Raw genomic sequence first — 16,325 nt, forward strand, 5'->3', positions numbered from 1 at the left:
AGTGGACGCCGGTTCGCGTGAAGAAAATGCGGTGAGACAAAAGTCAGAACGGCAGCTTCGCCCCGGACTTCGCGATGGTGATGCGGCTCGCGCTGTAGCTGCCGTCGGCTTGACGGCTCGCGGTCATCGCGACCTGCACCCCGGGTTTGAGTTCGGAGGCCTCGGCAGCCCCGGCCATCAGGATGGTGGCGTCCGGCGTGATCGTCACCTTCTGCTCGCCACCCGGATAGCTGAGCACGAGATTGGCGCCATCGACTTGCGAGACCGTATCCGCCACGGTCGCATTGGTCATGGTCGCGTCCGGCAGCACGCCCCAGGGGCGATGCCCTTCGCCGGTTCCGCGCATCGTTTCGGGAAAGATGACGACCTGCACCGCCAGCAGGGTCCCATCCGGTTGTGGCCGTGCGCCGACGCCGATGAACGCCCCCTTGCCGATGTCCGACGCCTTGGCGGGCACGACGCCACCGGCCGAGAATCCCGGCGTCAGCATCACTTTAGCTTCCCGCCCGTCAGAGGTTTTCAGCATCAGGGTTGAGCCGCTCATGGCCTCGACTTCGCCGCGCAGCCGCGTGCCGCCCTGCTGGGCCTGGGCCGTTCCGGCGGCCAGAACGACTGCGAACGCGGCGGCGGCGAGAGGAAATTTGCGCATGTCGGGACACCGAAGGTCGAGGAGAACCGCCCACGATCCAGCACCGGCGTGAAGTCTGCCGCCATGCACGTTCCCGTGAGGCTGGAACTCCCGCCTTTCCGTTCTGCCCCTTGTGTTTATGGCGCTCTCACCCCAATAAGGCGCCATCATTTCTTCAACATCATGCGCGCCCGCCATCTGGCCGCGGCAGCGCGACGGATCGGCGATCATGGGCTTCAAATGCGGAATCGTCGGCCTGCCGAATGTCGGCAAGTCGACCCTCTTCAACGCGCTGACGCAGACGGCCGCAGCGCAAGCTGCGAACTATCCCTTCTGCACCATCGAGCCGAATGTCGGCGACGTCGCGGTGCCCGATGATCGGCTGGAGCAGCTCGCTTCGATCGCGGGCTCGAAGGAGATCATCCCGACGCGGCTGACCTTCGTCGACATCGCCGGCCTCGTGCGCGGCGCCTCGAAGGGCGAGGGCCTCGGCAACCAGTTCCTCGCCAATATCCGCGAATGCGATGCCATCGCCCATGTCGTGCGCTGCTTCGAGGATGGCGACATCACCCATGTCGAGGGCAAGGTCGCGCCGATCAACGACATCGAGATCATCGAGACCGAGCTGATGCTGGCCGATCTCGAAAGCCTCGAGAAGCGCGTGCTGCCGCTCGAGAAGAAGGCCAAGACCGGCGACAAGGACGCCAAGGAACTGGCCGAGTTGATGAACCGCTGCCTCGTCTTGCTGCGCGACGGCAAGCCGGCCCGCCTCGTCCAGGTCGCCCCCGATGAGCGCAAGGCCTTCGACATGCTCGGCCTGCTCTCCTCCAAGCCGGTGCTCTATGTCTGCAATGTCGAGGAAGCCAGCGCCGACAAGGGCAATGCCTTCTCCGAAGCCGTGAAAGCCCGCGCTGCGGAAGAAAACGCGGTCGCCGTCGTCGTCTCCGCCAAGATCGAAAGCGAGATCGCGGTGCTGCCGGCAGCCGACCAGAAGGATTATCTGGAGGCCGTAGGCCTGGAGGAGCCCGGCCTGAACCGCGTCATTCGCGCCGGCTACACCCTGCTTGATCTGGTCACCTACTTCACCGTCGGCCCGAAGGAAGCCCGCGCCTGGACGATCGAGAAAGGCACCAAGGGGCCCCAGGCCGCCGGCGTGATCCATACCGATTTCGAGAAGGGCTACATCCGGGCCGAAACCATCGCCTATGACGACTATGTCGCCAACAAGGGCGAGGCCGGCGCGCGCGAGGCCGGCAAGTTCCGCCTCGAAGGCAAGGAATATGTCGTCGCGGACGGCGACGTCCTGCATTTCCGCTTCGCGAACTGAGCTTGGATAGCCGCGCGTCCTGTCGGACTTACGGCGATCTATCTGATTGTGATCGCATCGGATTTTTCCGAAAAGTGGATTCCGCTTTTCGGTCCGATGCCATAGGAGCGGCCGGCGATGCTGCAGTTCGAGGATTTCATCGTCGGCGAAACGGTCTCCTTCGGCCGGATGGCCGTCTCGCAGGAGGAGCTCGTCGCCTTCGCCTCGCGCTACGATGCGCAGGATTTCCATGTCGATCCCGAGGCTGCCAAATCGAGCTTCGTCGGTGGGCTGATCGGCTCCGGCTGGCATAGCTGTGCCATGCTGATGCGGCTGGTCGCCGAAGATTTCCTGCTCGACTCGACCGGCATGGGCGCGCCCGGCATCGAGGAGATCAAATGGCTGCGGCCGGTCTTCCCGGGCGACACGCTGCATGCCCGCCGCACCGTGCTCGAAACCAAGGCCTCGCGCTCGCGCCCCGAGATGGGCCTGGTTCGCTTCCGCCTCGAGCTTCTGAACCAGCGCGACGAGCCGGTGATGGACCAGGTGAACTGGATCATGTTCGGCCGCAAGGGTTCCGGCGTCGCGCCCCAGCCGAAGGGGGACTGGCTTGCGCACGCATCCCGCTACGCGCGGCCGCCACGGGAAAGCGCTCTCGAAGCCCCGGCGGAAGCGCCGGAGCCGACCCGCTTCTTCGAGGAGCTGGAGATCGGCCGCCGCTACGAGCTCGGCAGTTTCGTCTTCACGGCCGAGGAGATCGTCGCCTTCGCCCGCAGCTTCGATCCGCAACCCTTCCACATGGACGAGGCTGCGGCGGCGAATTCTTCCTTCGGGCGACTTGCAGCCTCGGGCTGGCACACGGCGGCGGTCTGGATGGCGACGATGGTGTCGCACCGCCAGCGCCAGCTCGGCGCCACGACCGGCCGACCGGCCCGGCTCGGCCCCTCCCCCGGCTTCAAAAACCTGCGCTGGTCGAAGCCCGTCTTCGCGGGCGATCGGATCACCTATTTCTCCGAGATCGCTGACAAGCGCGAAAGCGCCTCGCGCCCGCAATGGGGCCTGTTCTTCCACCGGAACACCGGCGTCAACCAGCACGGCGAAGAGGTCTTCAGCTTCGACGGCTGCGTGTTCGTCGAACGGAGCTAAGCCGTCCGGAAAGGATGGAACAACGGCCGAGCCGCCCGGTTCTGGGTCCATGTGCTGGGGGATTCCCCAACAGGATGGAGAGCGGCATGGGTTGGTTTTCAAAGGATATCGCCACGATGGACGACCTGTTCGTCCACACGCTTCAGGACATCTATTACGCCGAGAACCAGATCAGGAAGGCGCTGCCCGACATGGTCGCCAAGGCGACGAGCCCCGCGCTGAAGCAGGGCTTCGAGACCCATCTGCGCGAGACCGAAGGGCATATCGGCCGCCTCAAGGAGGTGTTCCGGATGCATGGCGCGCAGGAGAAGGGCGTCACCTGCCCGGCCATCGACGGCATCATCAAGGAGGCGAACGAGATCGCCGGCGAGGTAGAGGACAAGCAGGTGCTCGATGCCGCCCTCATCGCCGCCGCGCAGGCCGTGGAGCACTACGAGATCACCCGCTACGGCACGCTCGTCGCCTGGGCAAAGCAGCTCGGCCGCGAGGACTGCGCGGCCCTGCTGAAGCAGAACCTCGATGAGGAAGCCGCCACCGACGAGAAACTCACGAAGCTCGCGATGGGCGGGATCAATCGCAAGGCCGCGTGACGGCAGGAGCCCCGCTGGAGTGCCGGCGGGGCTCTCGCATCTCAAGGACGCACACCATGAAACTGTCCAGCCACGACGACTATCGCGCAGCCACAGCGCGCGCCGCATCGCTCGGCGACGCGCCGGAAGGAACGGAGCAAGCCGAGGAGTTGCAGAGGCTCGTAGCTGCGATCCGCGATTGGGACGCTGCGCATAAGGGCGAGAACAGTCACGGGCCCGAGCCCGATACCAGCCTCCTGCGTCCGGACGACCTGCCCTTCTCCGGCCTACCGGGGAATATGGGCAAGCTTCGGAAGGACTAGGAGCGCTCGTCACGCTCTCGGAATAGACCATGACGAGCGTTCCCTAGCGAAGCTCAATGCTTCGTCTTGTGCTCGGGTTTCCCTTCGCGCTTCGTGGAGGCCATCTTCTCCAGCTCGGTCTCGCTCATCGACTTCTCCATCGATTTCGAAGCCCCCTTGAGCTCACTCTTCTTCATGTCGCCGCGCTTGGCTGCGAGCGCAGCTCCCGCGGCTTTCTGCTGGGCGGCGGATTTCGCAGGCATGGAGCCCTCCTTCTCTGACAGGATGAACCGGGCGGCAGCCTGACTGCAGCCGCGCCTGATCGATGAACACCGGGCCTGTGGCAGGGTTCCGTCGCAATCCCACCATGACGCCCGCGCCATTGCCGGGCTCCGCACCCGCCGGCATAGATCGTCGGAAGCCCGACAAAGAGGCGGTGGGAGGCAGGCCGTGCCGAGCAAAGGCATCTTCACGACGCGCCAGATGGAAGATATCGCGCGCAGGCGCCTGCCACGGGCCGTCTTCGACTTCATCCAGGGCGGCGCGGGGTCCGAGCTGGCGATCGCGCGCAATCTCAGCCGCCTCCAAGGGATCGCCCTGCTGCCGCAGGCCCTGCGCGACTGCTCCGCCGCGAGCGCGGAGGTCACGCTCTTCGGCCGCCGCTATGCCGCACCGTTCGGCGTCGCACCGATGGGCTTCGCCGATCTGGTCCGCCCCGGAACCGACCGGGCACTGGCTCGCGCAGCCAAGCAATGGAACGTCCCCTACACGCTCTCTACGGCAGCGACGACCTCGATCGAGGCAATCAGCCCGATCGCGCAGGACAATCTCTGGTTCCAGCTCTATCCCGGCTCCGACGAAGCCATGGCCGCGAGCCTGATGGAACGGGCGCTGAAGGCGGGCGTCACCACGCTTCTGGTGACGGTCGACATTCCGGTCCCCGGCAAGCGCGTCCGGGATCGCGTCAACGGCCTCGCCATCCCCTTGCGCCCCTCGCTGCGCACCGTGCTCGACGTCGCGCGCCATCCCGCATGGCTCGCCCGGGCCGCTCTGGGCGAACGGCTTGGCATGGCGAACTTCACGGCGAGCAAGGGCGGCATGAGCGGCCTCGCCCATGCCGAATTCGTCTCCCGCCAGCTCTCCTGCCCTGGCCTCGATTGGGCCCGGATCGCGGCCATCCGCGCGATCTGGCCGCATCATATGGTCATCAAGGGCATCCTGAACCCGCAGGATGCGGTCAGGGCCGCGGAGCTGGGCGCCGACGGCATCGTCGTCTCGAACCATGGCGGCCGCCAGCTCGATCCGGCGCCGTCCTCGATCGAGGTGCTGCCCGCCATCCGCGCCGCCTGCGGCGACGCGCTGACGCTCATTCTGGACAGCGGCGTGCGCAATGGCGACGACATCGCGCGGGCGCTGGCCTCCGGCGCCGACTTCGTCCTGCTCGGGCGTGCTTTCCTCTATGCCGTCGCAGCCATGGGGACGGAAGACGGCCCGTCGGCGATCATCGACATCCTGCGCGAGGAACTGCTCAACACGCTGATCCATCTCGGCTGCGCCACGCCGGCCGACCTGAACCGAAGCTTTCTTTGGCCGCAGCCGGCCGATGCCCGCTAAGCTGGCTTGGACCGGATACAGGGGACTTGACCGATGAAGATCGCCGTCATGGGGGCTGGAGCCGTCGGCTCCTACTACGGGGCCATGCTGGCGCGGGCTGGCCATCAGGTCACGCTGGTGGCCCGGCCCCAGCATGTCGAGGCCATCAGTGGACGCGGGCTCGTCCTCGAGGCGCGCGGCACCACCGAGACCATCCCTCTCGCCGCAACCACCGAACCCTCCGGCGTGGCAGGGGCTGGGATCATCCTGTTCTGCGTCAAATCGGACGACACGGCCGCGGCAGGCCAGGCGATGATGCCCTATCTCGCCCCCGGCGCCGCGATCCTGAGCCTGCAGAACGGCGTCGACAATGCCGAGCGGCTGCAGGAGGTGCTGCAGCGTTCCGTCATTCCGACAGCCGTCTACGTCGCAGTCGAAATGCCGGCGCCCGGCCATGTCCGCCATCACGGCCGCGGCGAGCTGGTCATCGGCTCAAGCCCTGCCAGTGCAGAGATCGCCGCGACCCTGACTAAGGCCGGCATCGGCACCGAGATCTCCGACAACGTCATCGGGGACCTCTGGGGCAAGCTGATCGTCAACTGCTGCTACAACGCGCTCTCCGCCATCCCCCAGCTTCCCTATGGCCGGATGCGCGCAGTGGATGGCGTCGAGGCCGTGATGAAGGACATCGTCGCCGAATGCGTGGCGGTGGCGAAAGGCTGCGGCGTCAGCACCGACGAGGCCATCCTCGGCAAGGTGCTGGGCCTCGCCTCCGCGATGCCGAACCAGTTCTCCTCGACAGCGCAGGATCTCGCCAAGGGCAAGCACACCGAGATCGGGCATCTTAACGGCTATGTCGTGCGGATGGGGGAGACGCTCGGCATCGCAACCCCGGCCAACCGTCTGCTGATGGTGATGGTCAGACTGATGGAAGAGGCCAACCGGACCTGAACGGACCAGCGCCGAAGGCAAGGCGGCAATGCCGCAGCGGCCGGGATGCTGTCCTTGTGAACCCGGACGGGCGCATGCCATGCTGCCCGCACGCCGGCTTCGGCGAACGATAAAATCAGGCAGGAAACGTCTCTATGAAGCGCAGATCATTTCTGGCGGGCGCCGGCATCGGCGCGGCCGCAGGCATCGCCTCACCCGCAATAGCGCAGAGCATGCCGTCCATTTCCTGGCGCATGGCGTCGAGCTATCCGAAATCGCTGGATACGCTCTTCGGCGCCTGCACCTATCTGTCGGAGGCCGTCTCGGCCGTCACCGACGGCAAGTTCAAAATCCAGGTCTTCGCCACGGGCGAGATCGTCCCTGCGCTGCAGGTCGCGGATGCGGTGACGAGCGGCACCGTCGAGATGGGCCATTCCGGCTCTTATTTCTACACCGGCAAGGACACCGCGTTCGCCTTCGGCACCGTCATCCCCTGGGGGCCGAACAGCCGCCAGATGCAAGCCTGGCTCTTCCATGCCGGCGGGCTGGAGCTGCTCAACGAGTTCTACGCCAAGTTCAACATCTACAACCTGCCGGCCGGCAACACCGGCGCCCAGATGGGCGGCTGGTTCCGCAAGGAGCTCAAATCGGCTGCCGATCTGCAGGGCCTGAAGATGCGCATCGGCGGCCTCGGCGGCAACGTGCTGCAGAAGATGGGCGTGATCCCGCAGCAACTCGGCGCGGGCGACATCTATCCGGCGCTGGAACGCGGCGTGCTCGACGCCGTCGAGTTCGTCGGACCCTATGACGACGAGAAGCTCGGCTTCGCCAAGGTCGCCCCATACTACTACTATCCGGGGTTCTGGGACGGCTGCGCCGAGCTCAGCTTCTTCATCAACCTGGAGAAGTGGAACAGCCTGCCGCCGATCTACCAGAAGGTGCTGAAGACCTGCGCCATGGCCGCTGGCCACGACATGCAGGCCAAATACGACGCGCTCAACCCGCAATCGCTGAAGAAGCTGATCTCGGGCGGCGCGCAGCTGCGCTCGATGCCGAACGACATCCTCAAGGCCAGCTACAAGCACACCAAGGATCTCTACGCCGAGATGTCGGCCGCCAATCCGAACTTCAAGAAGATCTACGACCATCTCTGGGCGTTCCAGCAGGACAGCACGCGCTACTGGACGATCTCGGACCTTTCGTTCGATCTGATGTCGGCCACCGCGCAGCAGCAGCGCTGGCAGGACGGCTGATGCGATAGCCGCGACAACGCCGTCATGCTCGCCATCGTGGCGAGCATCCACGTCTTGAACGCCGCTCTGCTCGAAGGAAGACGTGGATGGTCGGGACAAGCCCGACCATGACGGGGCGAGCGCCCTTTTGCTCCCCGCCTTTTCCTCACCCCACCTTGCCGTAACCGGCGAACTTCGCGCCGACCAGCGCCATCTCCTCCTCGTCGAGGATCACGGGCTCAATCCCCGCGGCGAGGATATCGAGATATTGCCCCGCCAGGTTCTCGACCTCGGCGACGATGGTGTGCGCGCCGGCCAGCGTCTGGCCGAGTGCGATCACGCCGTGGTTGGCGAGCAGAACGGCCTTGCGCCCTTCCAACCCCTTCACCGCATTGGCGGCGAGTTCCGGCGTACCGAAGGTGGCATAGTCGGCGCAGCGCACATCGGCCCCGCCGCAGAGCGCGATCATGTAGTGGAAAGCCGGGATGCCGCGCCGCGTCGAGGAAAGCGCCGTGGCGCGCGGCGAATGCGTATGGACGATGGCCTGCGCATCGGGCCGCGCCTTGTAGATCTCGACATGGAAGGGCCATTCCGAGGACGGCTTGCGCGCCCCGCCCAGCACCGTGCCGTCAAGGGCGAGATGAATCAGGTCCTCCGGCTTGGTCTGCGCATAGAGCAGGCCCGAGGGCGTGATCAGTAGGCCCTCGCCGAAGCGGGCCGAGACATTGCCGGATTTCGACGGGCAGAACCCCGCCCGGTCGATCGCCTGCGCGACCGCGACGATCTCCTGCCGCAACTGCGTCTCGTTCATCATGCCGCCTTGTTCGCCATATCGGGGAAGAGTGTTGCCAGCCCCGTAGCCGAGGCTGCGCAGACCCCGCGCTCGGTGATAAGCCCGGTGACGAGCCGCGCCGGCGTCACGTCGAAGGCCGGGTTGGCCGCAGCGCTGCCCGGCGCGACGACACGGACCGAGCGGACCTCGCCATCTTCGGCCAGCCCCGACAGATGCGTGACCTCGCGCGCCGCACGCTCCTCGATCGGGATATCCCGGAGCCCGTCGCGGATGCTCCAGTCGATCGTCGGCGAGGGTAGCGCGACATAGAAGGGCACGCCGTTGTCATGGGCGGCGAGCGCCTTGAGATAGGTGCCGATCTTGTTCGCGACATCGCCATTCGCCGTCGTCCGGTCCGTGCCGACGATCACCATGTCGACCTGGCCGTGCTGCATCAGATGGCCGCCGGCATTGTCGACGATCACGGTGTGCGGCACGCCATGGCCGCCGAGCTCATAGGCCGTCAGCGCCGCGCCTTGGTTGCGCGGTCGCGTCTCGTCGACCCAGACATGGACCGGAATGCCCGCATCATGCGCCATGTAGATCGGCGCCAGCGCCGTGCCCCAGTCCACCGTCGCGATCCAGCCGGCATTGCAATGGGTCAGGATGTTGACCGGCTGCCCGGCAGGCTTGCGCGCCGCGATCTCGCGGATCAGCGGCAGGCCGTACTCGCCAATGGCATGGCAGAGCGCGACATCCTCGTCGCAGATCGCCGCCGCCTCGGCATAGGCCGCCTCGGCCCGCATCTCGACAGGCAGGCCCGACAGCACGCGCCGCATCCGCGACAGCGCCCAATGCAGGTTGACGGCCGTCGGCCGCGTCGCGCCCAGCAGGTCGAGAGCCGCCGCCAACGCAGCGTCCGAAGCATCCACCCGCACCGCCAGCGCCACGCCATAGGCGGCCGTCGCGCCGATCAGCGGCGCGCCGCGCACGACCATGCTGCGGATCGCCCCGGCCGCCTGCTCGGCCGAGCCGAGCGCCACCGTCTCGAACCGGAAAGGCAGCCGCGTCTGGTCGATGACCACGACGCGCCAGCCATCCTGCGCCAGCCAGATCGTCCGATAGTGCTGGCCGTTGATCTTCATGGCTCAGTGGCCCGCGAAGGAAACGAGTGTGCGCACAGGCACGCCGAGCCTGCGGATGCGGTCAGCCCCGCCAAGGTCCGGCAGGTCGACGATGAAGCAGGCCGCGACCACCTCGGCCCCGAGCCGGGTCAGCAGGTTGACCGCAGCCTCGGCCGTGCCACCGGTCGCGACCAGATCGTCGACCAGCAGCACGCGCTCGCCTGGCTGTACCGCATCACGATGAATCTCGATCTCGTCCGTGCCGTATTCGAGCGCATAGGTCGCCCGCAGCGTCTCGCGCGGCAGCTTGCCCTGCTTGCGCACCGGAATGAAACCGGCGGAAAGCTGATGCGCCACCGCTCCGCCGAGGATGAAGCCCCGCGCCTCGATACCGGCGATCTGCGCGATCTTCAGCCCGGCAAAAGGCTGGACCAGCTCGTCCACCGCGCGCCGGAACGCCCGCGCATCGCCGAGCAGCGTGGTGATGTCGCGGAAGATGATGCCGGGCTTGGGATAGTCCGGGATCGCGCGGATGCTGTCGGCCAGGTTCATGGACACGGTCTCGGCAAATGGGCGGAAGCCTTGGTCGGCCGCGACGCCGCCTTCGTCAAGGGCGCAGCCATGCGTCAGCCTTTCAGGACCCGCCCGGCCACGGCATCGAGCTTGGCCAGCAGCGCGGGATCACGATAGGGCGGCGCGGTGATGATGGCGGTGTCCAGCGCATTGTGAGAGCCGGCGGGACAGGGCTCGCGCTCGGCCGGAAAATCCGCCGCCAGCCGGGCGACCAGCCGCTTCGCCTTGTCGGCATTCTGGTGCAGCACCTTGACCACCGCCGCGACGTCGACCGGCCCGTGCTCCTCGTGCCAGCAATCGTAGTCGGTCACCATAGCGACCGTGGCATAGGTGATCTCGGCCTCGCGGGCGAGCTTGGCCTCGGGCATCGCGGTCATGCCGATCAGATCGTAGCCGACGCCCTTATAAGTGAGCGATTCCGCAAGCGTCGAGAATTGTGGCCCCTCCATCGTCACCAGCGTGCCGTTCCGGACGAAGGGAATGCCCTCGGCCTCGGCCGCATCGGCGAGCCGCTGCTGCAGCCGCGGGCCGACCGGATGGCCGAACGAGACATGCGCGACGCAGCCGCGCCCGAAGAAGGAGCTCTCGCGCCGGCTGGACCGATCGACAAACTGGTCCACGAGAACGAACAGCCCCGGATAGAGCTCCTCTTTGTAGGAGCCGCAGGCCGAGAGCGAGACGAGATCGGTCACGCCCGCGCGCTTCAGCACGTCGATATTGGCGCGGTAGTTGATCTCGGAAGGCGGGATCGCATGGCCGCGCCCATGCCGGGGCAGGAAGACGATCTTGGTCTTGCCCATCCGGCCGATGCGCAGCACGTCGGACGGCTCGCCCCAGGGGCTCTCGATGCGCTCCTCGCGCAGGTCGGTGAGGCCCGGCAGATCGTAGATGCCCGATCCGCCGATAATTCCGAGAACGGCTTCGCTCATGCGTGATTCCCTGTTGCGGCCATAGCATCGGACCGAAAAGTGGATTCCATTTTTCGGAAATATCCGATGCGACGACAACGATTTAGATCATCGTGACCGCGTCCGATAGGACGCGCGATGATCTAGGGAAGGCACCATCTTTCCATGACGCTCGCAATACGGTGGCCCAATGCGAGCGACCGCCTCGTGGCCGGGAATGACGACGCAGCTCCAAACAGCCACGGCCGGCTGCGCTGCCAACAAAAAAAGGCCCCGTCACCGGGGCCTTTTCCAGAACGATATCGAGGCGGCGTCAATGCGCCGGCGAGCCGTCAGGCATGCGCGACCACACCTTCTTCTTGGTGTAGTAGAGCAGCCCCGCGAAGATCACGAGGAAGATCATCACCTGCATGCCGAGACGCTTGCGCGCCTCGAGATGCGGCTCCGCCATCCAGACCATGAAGGCCGCGACGTCGCGGGAATACTGGTCGACGGTCTCGGGCACGGGAGACTTGCCATCCGGCCCCTTGGGATACTCGACCTGCCCATCGGAGATAGGCTTCGGCATCGCGATGAGATGCCCCGGCATGTACTTGTTGTAGTTCTGGCCCGGCAGCAGCGTGACGCCGGCCGGCGGCTCCTCATAGCCCATCAGCAGGGCGTGGATGTAGTCCGGCCCCTGCTCCTGGTACTGGGTGAAGATGTCGAAGATGAAGGTCGGGAAGCCGCGGGTATAGGTCCGCGCCTTGGCGAGCACCGAGAAGTCCGGCGGATAGGCGCCGCCCTGGGCAGCGCGGGCCGCCTGCTCGTTCGGGAACGGCGACGGGAAGGCGTCGGCCGCCCGGCCGGGCCGCTCGAACATCTCGCCCTGGTCGTTCGGGCCGTCCTTGATCTGGTAGGTCGCGGCGAGCGCAGCGACCTGGCCCGGCGTGAACTCAGGACCGCCGGGCTGCGACAGGTTGCGGAACCGGACGAGGTTTGCACCATGGCAGCTCGCGCAGACTTCCTTGTAGACCTTGAAGCCGCGCTGGAGCTGCGCGCGGTCGAACTTGCCGAACGGCCCGGCAAAGGACCAGCTCAGCGCCGGCGGCTTCGGGCCGGCCTCGGCCGCCTGCGCGGCCGGCTGCATGGCGGCCAGCGAGAGGCCGGCGGCGAGCCCGGTCAGGGCGAGACGAAACGATGTCTTGGTCATGTCCCGTCAGCCCTTGACGTTCGGTTCGGCAGCAGTGGCGGTCGCCATCCGCGCCGCCGACCCGCCCTTGGCGGAAGCGAGCACGGAATCGGCGATCGAGGTCGGCAGCGTCTTCGGCCGCTCGAACAGGCCGACGACGAACAGCGCGACGAAGTAGCCGAAATACAGCACGGTGAAAATCTGCGAGGCGATGACGTAGCCGCCTTCCGCCGGCATGGCGCCGAGATAGCCCAGGCCGATGCAGACGACGAGGAAGGCCCAGAAGAGCTGGCGCGCGATCGGCCGGTAGCTCATCGACCTGACCTTGGAAGTGTCGATCCAGGGCAGGAAGGCCAGCACGACGATGGCCGAGCCCATGGCGATGACGCCGCCGAGCTTGTCCGGAATGGCGCGCAGGATCGCGTAGAAGGGCAGGAAGTACCATTCCGGCACGATGTGCGCCGGCGTCGCGGCCGGATTCGCCATGATGTAGTTGTCGGCGTGGCCCATGAAGTTCGGCTGGTAGAACACGAACCAGGAGAACACGATCATGAACACGACCATGCCGAAGACGTCCTTGACGGTCGCGTACGGCGTGAACGGCACGGTGTCCTTCTCGACGTTCTTCACCTCGACGCCGGTCGGGTTGTTCTGCCCGACGACATGCAGCGCCCAGATGTGCAGCACGACCACGCCGAAGATCATGAAGGGCAGCAGGTAGTGCAGCGAGAAGAAGCGGTTCAGCGTCGGGTTGTCGACCGAGTAGCCGCCCCACAGGAAGGTCACGATCGTCTCGCCGATCACCGGCAGGGCCGAGAACAGGTTGGTGATGACCGTCGCGCCCCAGAATGACATCTGGCCCCAGGGCAGCACGTAGCCCATGAAAGCCGCCGCCATCATCAGCAGGAAGATGACCACGCCAAGGATCCAGAGCACCTCGCGCGGCGCCTTATAGGAGCCGTAGTAGAGCCCGCGGAAGATGTGGACGTAGACAGCCACGAAGAACATCGAGGCGCCGTTGGCGTGCAGGTAGCGCAGCAGCCAGCCATAGTTCACGTCGCGCATGATGTGCTCGACGGAATTGAAGGCCATGGACGCGTGCGGAGTATAGTGCATCACCAGGATGATGCCGGTCACGATCTGCGCCACCAGCATGAACACGAGGATGCCGCCGAAGGTCCACAGGTAGTTCAGGTTCCGCGGAACCGGATATGAAACCGCAGAATCATGGGTGAGCCGGATGATCGGGAGGCGCGCGTCGAGCCAGCGTTCGATGCCGGTCTTCGGGACGTAGGAACTGTGACCACTCATCAAGAATGCCTCAAGGCTGTCTCATCTTGGCGGGAAAGCGTCGAGCGCATTGCTCAGCCGATCCGGATTTTCGTATCCGCGGTGAACGCGTAGGGCGGGACCGGCAGGTTGAGCGGTGCCGGGCCTTTGCGGATGCGGCCGGAAGAATCGTAGTGCGAGCCATGGCAGGGGCAGAACCAGCCATCGTAGTCGCCCTTCGGCTCGCCGGGCGCGTTGCCCAGCGGCACGCAGCCGAGATGGGTGCAGTTGCCGTAGACGACGAGGAACGGCTCATGGCCGGCCTTGGTGCGCTGCTGGTCCGTCTGCGGGTCCCGCAGCGTGGCGATGTCGACCGCGAGAGCCTCGTCGATCTCCTTCTTGGTGCGGTGGCGCACGAAGATCAGCTTGCCGCGCCAGAAAAGCTTGATCGCCTGGCCTTCCGCGACGGGCGCCAGATCGAGATCGATCGGCGCGCCGGCCGCAACCACCTGCGCGTCGGGCGCGAGCTGACTGATCAGGGGAACGACCAGTGCGCCGACGCCGACGGCGCCAAAAGCGCCGGTTGCGAGCATCAGGAAATCGCGGCGGGTGGTTCCGGTCGATGTATCGCTAGCGTGCGCCACGATCCAAGCCTCTCAAACGTCTTGCGAGCTGTAACAGCTCGAAATTAATCGCCTCTCGCCCTCATACGGGCGCGCCGCACCAGCCGCAATGCGGCGCTGCGTCACTCGGCTCTTTGACATGCAGATTGGAGGAAGTCTACTGTCACAACTGTCGCTGCCATGCATGGCGCACAGTCCGCAGGCGAGGGCTTCAGACCGCGAGCTTTTCCGGGTCGACGGCCGCGAGGAAACCACCGGACTGGCGCGCCCAGAGCCGGGCATAGAGCCCTCCGCGCGCGATCAGCTCCTGATGGCTGCCCATGTCGACGATGCGCCCCTTGTCGAGCACGATCAGCCGGTCGAGCGCCGCGATGGTCGAGAGCCGGTGGGCGATGGCGATCACCGTCTTGCCCTGCATCAAAGCCGAAAGCTGCTGCTGGATCGCCGCCTCCACCTCGGAGTCGAGCGCCGAGGTCGCCTCGTCGAGGATGAGGATCGGCGCGTCCTTAAGCAGCACGCGCGCGATGGCGATGCGCTGGCGCTGGCCGCCCGAGAGCTTCACGCCGCGCTCGCCGACGCGCGAATCGAAGCCCTGGCGCCCGTCCTGATCGCCGAGCCCGACGATGAACTCATGCGCCGCCGCCTGCCGCGCTGCGTCCGCGATCTGCGCCTCGCTGGCCCCGATCCGGCCATAGGCGATGTTGTCGCCGATCGATCGGTGGAGCAGCGAATTATCCTGTGTAACCATGCCGATCTGGGCGCGCAGGCTATCCTGCGTGACATGGGCGATGTCCTGCCCGTCGATCAGGATGCGCCCGCCCTCGAGCGGGTAGAGCCGCAGCAGCAGGTTCACCAGCGTCGACTTGCCGGCGCCGGACGGGCCGACCAGCCCGATCCGCTCGCCCGGCTTGATCTGGAGGTCGAGTCCCTCGAACAGCCCGGCCGCCTTGCCATAGTTGAAGTGGATCTTCTCGAAGTTGATCGCGCCCTTGTCGACCACGAGCGGCGCGGCGCCGATCGCGTCGGTCAGGTCGTGCGGCTTGGCGATGGTCTCCATGCTCTCCTGCACGGAGCCGAGATTCTCGAAGATGCCGCGCACCAGATGGATCAGCCATCCGGACATCTGCACCAGCCGCAGCACGAGGCCGATGGCGGCCGCGACCGCGCCGGACGTCATCTCGCCCGTGCTCCACAGCCAGAGCGCGAGCCAGGCCGTCGCCACGACGACCGCGCTGTTCATCGTCTGCAGGATGACGCTGACGCCGGTGATCAGCCGCGACAGGTCGAGGAAGGAGGCGTTCCAGCGCTTCAGCGAATCGCGCACGGCCGAGCGCTCGGCGTCGGCGCGGGCGAAGAGCTTCACGGTCAGGATGTTGGTGTAGGCGTCGACGATGCGCCCGGTCGTCGTCGAGCGGCCGAGCGAGTTCGCCTCGGAACGCTTCTTGGCACGCGGTACGAAATAGATCAGCAGCGCGACATAGCCCGCGAGCCAGGTCAGCACCGGAAGTGCCAGCCACGGGCTCGTCTTGCCGAAGAAGCCGACCGCGACGGAGGCGAACACCAAGGCGTACCAAAGGTCGTCGATGATCTCGATCGTCGCGCCGCGGATCGCCTGCCCGGCCTGGATGACGCGGGAGGAAAGGCGCCCTGCAAAATCGTTCTGGAAATAACCCAGCGCGTGGCCGAGCGTGTAGACGTGGTTGCGCCAGCGGATCTGGTTGGTGATCTGCGGCACCACGACCTGGTCGACGATGGCGTGGTTCGCGAAATAGACGAGCGGCCGCACCACCAGCACCAGGATGGCGGCGCCTGCCAGCATCAGGCCATGATCGCGAAACAGCGTCTCCGGCGACTGCGTCGCCAGCAGGTCGACGAACCAGCCGACCATCAGATACATCGCCGCCTCGATGCCGCTGAAGCAGAGGCCGGTGATCATGATCGCGACCATCCAGCCCTTCACACCCCTGATGTGGTGCCACATGAAGGGCCAGACGCCGTTCGGCGGCGTCTCGCGCTCGTCGAAGGGGGCGAAGACGTCGACGCGGCTTTCGAGCCAGCGGAAGAGCGGAGCGAACATGTCTGCCCTCCTAGAGGCTGTTAGGCACGACGACGGAACCGAGGCAGCATATGGCCCTCGCCCAAGCGAAGCGCCAGCCTGCTTGACGCATATCGGAACGTC

At 66.1% G+C, this 16,325-nt stretch carries 17 protein-coding genes; 7 read left to right on the forward strand and 10 right to left on the reverse strand.

Annotation, left to right across the window (positions count from 1 at the left end):
* Window positions 1–43 precede the first annotated feature (43 nt).
* Window positions 44–859 carry a DUF5666 domain-containing protein gene (locus BoBH3_RS15635; protein WP_262331957.1) on the reverse strand — a complete coding sequence of 272 codons (816 nt, stop codon included), beginning with the start codon at window positions 857–859 and terminating at the stop codon, window positions 44–46.
* On the opposite strand from BoBH3_RS15635, the gene ychF reads away from it, so the two are divergent.
* From ychF to BoBH3_RS15655, 4 genes are all read left to right on the forward strand, one after another.
* A complete protein-coding gene (gene ychF, locus BoBH3_RS15640; protein WP_262331737.1) occupies window positions 858–1,955 on the forward strand; it encodes a redox-regulated ATPase YchF in 1,098 nt (365 codons plus the stop codon). The two genes, BoBH3_RS15635 and ychF, sit on opposite strands and share 2 nt — an antisense overlap.
* A gap of 117 nt (window positions 1,956–2,072) precedes the next feature.
* Window positions 2,073–3,080, forward strand: coding sequence for a MaoC family dehydratase (locus tag BoBH3_RS15645; protein WP_262331738.1), 1,008 nt, complete (start codon window positions 2,073–2,075; stop codon window positions 3,078–3,080).
* A gap of 86 nt (window positions 3,081–3,166) precedes the next feature.
* A complete protein-coding gene (locus BoBH3_RS15650; RefSeq protein WP_262331739.1) occupies window positions 3,167–3,670 on the forward strand; it encodes a YciE/YciF ferroxidase family protein in 504 nt (167 codons plus the stop codon).
* 56 nt (window positions 3,671–3,726) lie between these two features.
* Window positions 3,727–3,972, forward strand: coding sequence for a hypothetical protein (locus BoBH3_RS15655; protein WP_262331740.1), 246 nt, complete (start codon window positions 3,727–3,729; stop codon window positions 3,970–3,972).
* Window positions 3,973–4,025: 53 nt separating this feature from the next.
* Here BoBH3_RS15655 and BoBH3_RS15660 read toward each other — a convergent pair whose 3' ends face one another.
* Complete coding sequence (locus BoBH3_RS15660; RefSeq protein ID WP_262331741.1) at window positions 4,026–4,214, reverse strand: DUF3008 family protein; 189 nt, start codon at window positions 4,212–4,214, stop codon at window positions 4,026–4,028.
* A 187-nt stretch (window positions 4,215–4,401) separates the two neighbouring features.
* On the opposite strand from BoBH3_RS15660, the gene BoBH3_RS15665 reads away from it, so the two are divergent.
* The 3 genes from BoBH3_RS15665 (at window position 4,402) to BoBH3_RS15675 (ending at window position 7,727) form a co-directional block, all read left to right on the forward strand.
* A complete protein-coding gene (locus BoBH3_RS15665; protein WP_262331742.1) occupies window positions 4,402–5,565 on the forward strand; it encodes an alpha-hydroxy acid oxidase in 1,164 nt (387 codons plus the stop codon).
* A gap of 33 nt (window positions 5,566–5,598) precedes the next feature.
* Window positions 5,599–6,495, forward strand: a complete 897-nt coding sequence (locus tag BoBH3_RS15670; protein WP_262331743.1) for a ketopantoate reductase family protein — start codon at window positions 5,599–5,601, stop codon at window positions 6,493–6,495.
* Window positions 6,496–6,629: 134 nt separating this feature from the next.
* On the forward strand, window positions 6,630–7,727 hold the full coding sequence (locus BoBH3_RS15675) for a TRAP transporter substrate-binding protein (RefSeq protein WP_262331744.1): 1,098 nt from the start codon (window positions 6,630–6,632) through the stop codon (window positions 7,725–7,727).
* Window positions 7,728–7,872: 145 nt separating this feature from the next.
* Here the strand turns inward: BoBH3_RS15675 and BoBH3_RS15680 are convergent, their stop codons facing one another.
* From BoBH3_RS15680 to BoBH3_RS15715, 8 genes are all read right to left on the reverse strand, one after another.
* Window positions 7,873–8,520, reverse strand: a complete 648-nt coding sequence (locus BoBH3_RS15680; protein WP_262331745.1) for a class II aldolase/adducin family protein — start codon at window positions 8,518–8,520, stop codon at window positions 7,873–7,875.
* Window positions 8,517–9,623, reverse strand: coding sequence for an S-methyl-5-thioribose-1-phosphate isomerase (mtnA, locus tag BoBH3_RS15685; protein WP_262331746.1), 1,107 nt, complete (start codon window positions 9,621–9,623; stop codon window positions 8,517–8,519). The genes BoBH3_RS15680 and mtnA overlap by 4 nt, the downstream gene beginning before the upstream one ends.
* Window positions 9,624–9,626: 3 nt before the next feature.
* Window positions 9,627–10,154: an adenine phosphoribosyltransferase gene (locus tag BoBH3_RS15690; protein WP_262331747.1), complete on the reverse strand. Its 528-nt coding sequence runs from the start codon at window positions 10,152–10,154 to the stop codon at window positions 9,627–9,629.
* Window positions 10,155–10,228: 74 nt separating this feature from the next.
* Complete coding sequence (locus tag BoBH3_RS15695; protein WP_262331748.1) at window positions 10,229–11,104, reverse strand: S-methyl-5'-thioadenosine phosphorylase; 876 nt, start codon at window positions 11,102–11,104, stop codon at window positions 10,229–10,231.
* Between the two features lie 292 nt (window positions 11,105–11,396).
* Window positions 11,397–12,275: a cytochrome c1 gene (locus tag BoBH3_RS15700; RefSeq protein ID WP_262331749.1), complete on the reverse strand. Its 879-nt coding sequence runs from the start codon at window positions 12,273–12,275 to the stop codon at window positions 11,397–11,399.
* A 6-nt stretch (window positions 12,276–12,281) separates the two neighbouring features.
* Window positions 12,282–13,565 carry a cytochrome b gene (locus BoBH3_RS15705; RefSeq protein WP_262331750.1) on the reverse strand — a complete coding sequence of 428 codons (1,284 nt, stop codon included), beginning with the start codon at window positions 13,563–13,565 and terminating at the stop codon, window positions 12,282–12,284.
* A gap of 53 nt (window positions 13,566–13,618) precedes the next feature.
* Entirely contained in the window at window positions 13,619–14,167 is a 549-nt protein-coding gene (gene petA, locus BoBH3_RS15710; RefSeq protein ID WP_262331751.1) for a ubiquinol-cytochrome c reductase iron-sulfur subunit, read from the reverse strand.
* Window positions 14,168–14,357: 190 nt separating this feature from the next.
* Window positions 14,358–16,223 (reverse strand): ABC transporter ATP-binding protein, encoded by a 1,866-nt coding sequence (locus BoBH3_RS15715; RefSeq protein ID WP_262331752.1) that lies wholly within the window; start codon window positions 16,221–16,223, stop codon window positions 14,358–14,360.
* Window positions 16,224–16,325 lie beyond the last annotated feature (102 nt).

It is taken from the genome of Allobosea sp. BH3, from assembly GCF_025499465.1.
In the GTDB taxonomy this organism is placed as follows: Bacteria; Pseudomonadota; Alphaproteobacteria; order Rhizobiales; family Beijerinckiaceae; genus Allobosea.